Source organism: Streptomyces sp. NPDC059092 (assembly GCF_042756365.1).
Lineage (GTDB): Bacteria > Actinomycetota > Actinomycetes > Streptomycetales > Streptomycetaceae > Streptomyces.
This window is the reverse complement of the sequence record NZ_JBHZEJ010000001.1, coordinates 343,343-345,910: the sequence shown is the minus strand read 5'-3', so window position 1 is coordinate 345,910 and position 2,568 is coordinate 343,343. Positions and strand designations below refer to the sequence as shown.

Here is a 2,568-nt window from a genome sequence, read left to right as displayed (position 1 = left end):
CGCCAACTACGCCCGGGGGGCTCGGTCACCCCCCCCACCCCGGGAGCGGCCGGTGGGGGCCCCCGCCCGGGGGCCCCCGCCTCCGCTGTGTTGTCCGGTGTCCGGCCCGCCCGCCGTCGCCGCTCCCGTCGTCGCCGCCCTCTTCCCGGCGGACGGCCCAGGACGGGTCCCCTGACGCCTGTGGCCCCCGCTCCGAGGAGCGGGGGCCACAGCAGCGCGTGAGGAGGCGGTCAGCCGAGCGGACCGCCCGGCAGCTCGACCTTCGCGCCCAGCTCGACCAGCTTGTCCATGAAGTTCTCGTAACCGCGGTTGATCAGATCGATCCCGTGCACCCGGGACGTGCCCTGGGCCGCCAGGGCCGCGATCAGATACGAGAAGCCGCCCCGCAGGTCGGGGATGACCAGATCGGCGCCCTGGAGCCGCGTGGGGCCCGACACGACCGCGGAGTGCAGGAAGTTGCGCTGCCCGAAGCGGCAGTCCGAGCCGCCCAGGCACTCCCGGTAGAGCTGGATGTGCGCGCCCATCTGGTTGAGCGCCGAGGTGAACCCGAGCCGCGACTCGTACACCGTCTCGTGGACGATGGAGAGCCCCGACGCCTGCGTCAGCGCCACCACCAGCGGCTGCTGCCAGTCGGTCTGGAAACCGGGGTGCACGTCCGTCTCCAGCGCGATCGCGTTGAGCGAGCCACCCGGATGCCAGAAGCGGATGCCCTCGTCGTCGATCTCGAACGCGCCGCCGACCCTGCGGAAGGTGTTGAGGAACGTCATCATCGACCGCTGCTGCGCGCCGCGTACGTAGATGTTGCCCTCGGTGGCCAGCGCGGCCGACGCCCAGGACGCGGCCTCAAGACGGTCCGGCAGCGCCCGGTGCGTATAGCCGTCCAGCCGGTCGACACCGGTGATCCGGATCGTCCGGTCGGTGTCCACCGAGATGATCGCGCCCATCTTCTGGAGCACGCAGATCAGGTCCTCGATCTCCGGCTCCACCGCGGCGTTCGACAGCTCCGTGACGCCCTCGGCCAGCACGGCCGTCAGCAGCACCTGCTCCGTCGAGCCGACCGACGGGTACGGCAGCCGGATCTTCGTGCCGCGCAGCCGCTGCGGGGCCTCCAGATACTGGCCGTCCGCCCGCTTCTCGATCGTCGCGCCGAACTGGCGCAGCACGTCGAAGTGGAAGTCGATCGGCCGGCCGCCGATGTCACAGCCGCCGAGACCGGGGATGAACGCGTGACCGAGCCGGTGCAGCAGCGGTCCGCAGAAGAGGATCGGGATACGGGACGAACCCGCGTGCGCGTCGATGTCGGCGACGTTGGCACTCTCGACGTGCGTCGGGTCGAGGATCAGCTCGCCCGGTTCGTCGCCGGGGCGCACGGTCACGCCGTGGAGCTGGAGCAGTCCCCGAACCACCCGCACATCGCGGATGTCGGGCACATTGCGCAGCCGGCTCGGGCCGCTGCCGAGCAGGGCGGCGACCATGGCCTTCGGCACCAGGTTCTTCGCGCCGCGGACCCGGATCTCGCCCTCCAGCGGGGTGCCGCCGTGAACAAGCATTACATCGTCAGTGCCGGTCATGAATCTCGCGTTCCGGAGTGGGCGGGCGGGTGGCCAAGGAAAAGGGTACGGCTCCTTACCCCCTGTGCTGTAAGGCCCGGGCGGCGTCGGATACGTAATGGACACGTACGGGAACGCCCTTGATACGTACGGTGGAACGTCCCTCGCACACGGTCACCGCCGCGGCTCCCGGCCGTCCGTGCGCTCCCGTTGCCGCCGTGCGCCCTGAGCTGCGCGCACGCCCACTGTGCCGGGCACGCCCCGCGGACGGCGAATATGCGGGATCATGTCTCGCATGACCGAGGTGTCCTCGCTCACAGGGCGGCTGCTTGTCGCGACACCCTCCCTGGCGGACCCGAATTTCGAGCGCGCGGTCGTCCTGCTGCTCGATCACGACGACAAGGGCTCGCTCGGCGTCGTCCTCAACAGGCCCACGCCCGTGGGCGTCGGGGACATCCTGGAGCCCTGGGGCGAGCTGGCGGGCGAGCCGGGCGTGGTCTTCCAGGGCGGGCCCGTCTCCCTGGACTCGGCGCTGGGGCTCGCCGTGATCCCGGGCGACGAGGGGCCGTTGGGGTGGCGCAGGGTGTACGGGGCGATCGGCCTCGTCGATCTGGAGACCCCGCCGGAGCTGCTGGCGCGGGCGCTCGGCTCGCTGCGTATCTTCGCCGGGTACGCGGGCTGGGGCCCCGGCCAGCTCGAAGGGGAGCTGCGCGAAGGGGCGTGGTACGTGGTGGAGTCCGAGCCGGGTGACGTGTCGTCGCCGCGCCCGGAGAGCCTGTGGCGGGCGGTGCTGCGCAGACAGCGCAGCGAGCTGGCGATGGTCGCCACGTACCCGGACGACGCTTCCCTCAATTGAGGGAGCCGCGGGTCGGGGCAGGGGGGCGGGGCAGGACAGGAAGGGGCGGCGGTCCGGCCGGGTCTCGTGGGCCGGCCGGGTCGCGGGGGGGGGGGGGGGGGGCGGTGCGCTGCGTAGCGCGGGCGGTGAAAGAGCGAACACAACCCACGCCGCCCCCGCGAC

2 protein-coding genes are annotated in these 2,568 nt (G+C 72.1%); one reads left to right on the top strand and one right to left on the bottom strand.

The annotated features are described in order from the left end of the window. Positions 1-230: 230 nt before the first annotated feature. Positions 231-1,571, bottom strand: a complete 1,341-nt coding sequence (murA, locus tag ACFXPL_RS01495) for a UDP-N-acetylglucosamine 1-carboxyvinyltransferase (protein ID WP_384910613.1) — start codon at positions 1,569-1,571, stop codon at positions 231-233. Between the two features lie 274 nt (positions 1,572-1,845). On the opposite strand from murA, the gene ACFXPL_RS01490 reads away from it, so the two are divergent. Further along, positions 1,846-2,406, top strand: coding sequence for a YqgE/AlgH family protein (locus ACFXPL_RS01490; protein ID WP_384910610.1), 561 nt, complete (start codon positions 1,846-1,848; stop codon positions 2,404-2,406). The last annotated feature ends 162 nt before the right edge of the window (positions 2,407-2,568 follow it).

Bases quoted from the DNA above. Each gene is read 5' to 3' on its own strand.
- murA (WP_384910613.1), bottom strand. From the start codon at position 1,571: ATGACCGGCACTGACGATGTAATGCTTGTTCACGGCGGCACCCCGCTG.
- ACFXPL_RS01490 (WP_384910610.1), top strand. From the start codon at position 1,846: ATGACCGAGGTGTCCTCGCTCACAGGGCGGCTGCTTGTCGCGACACCC.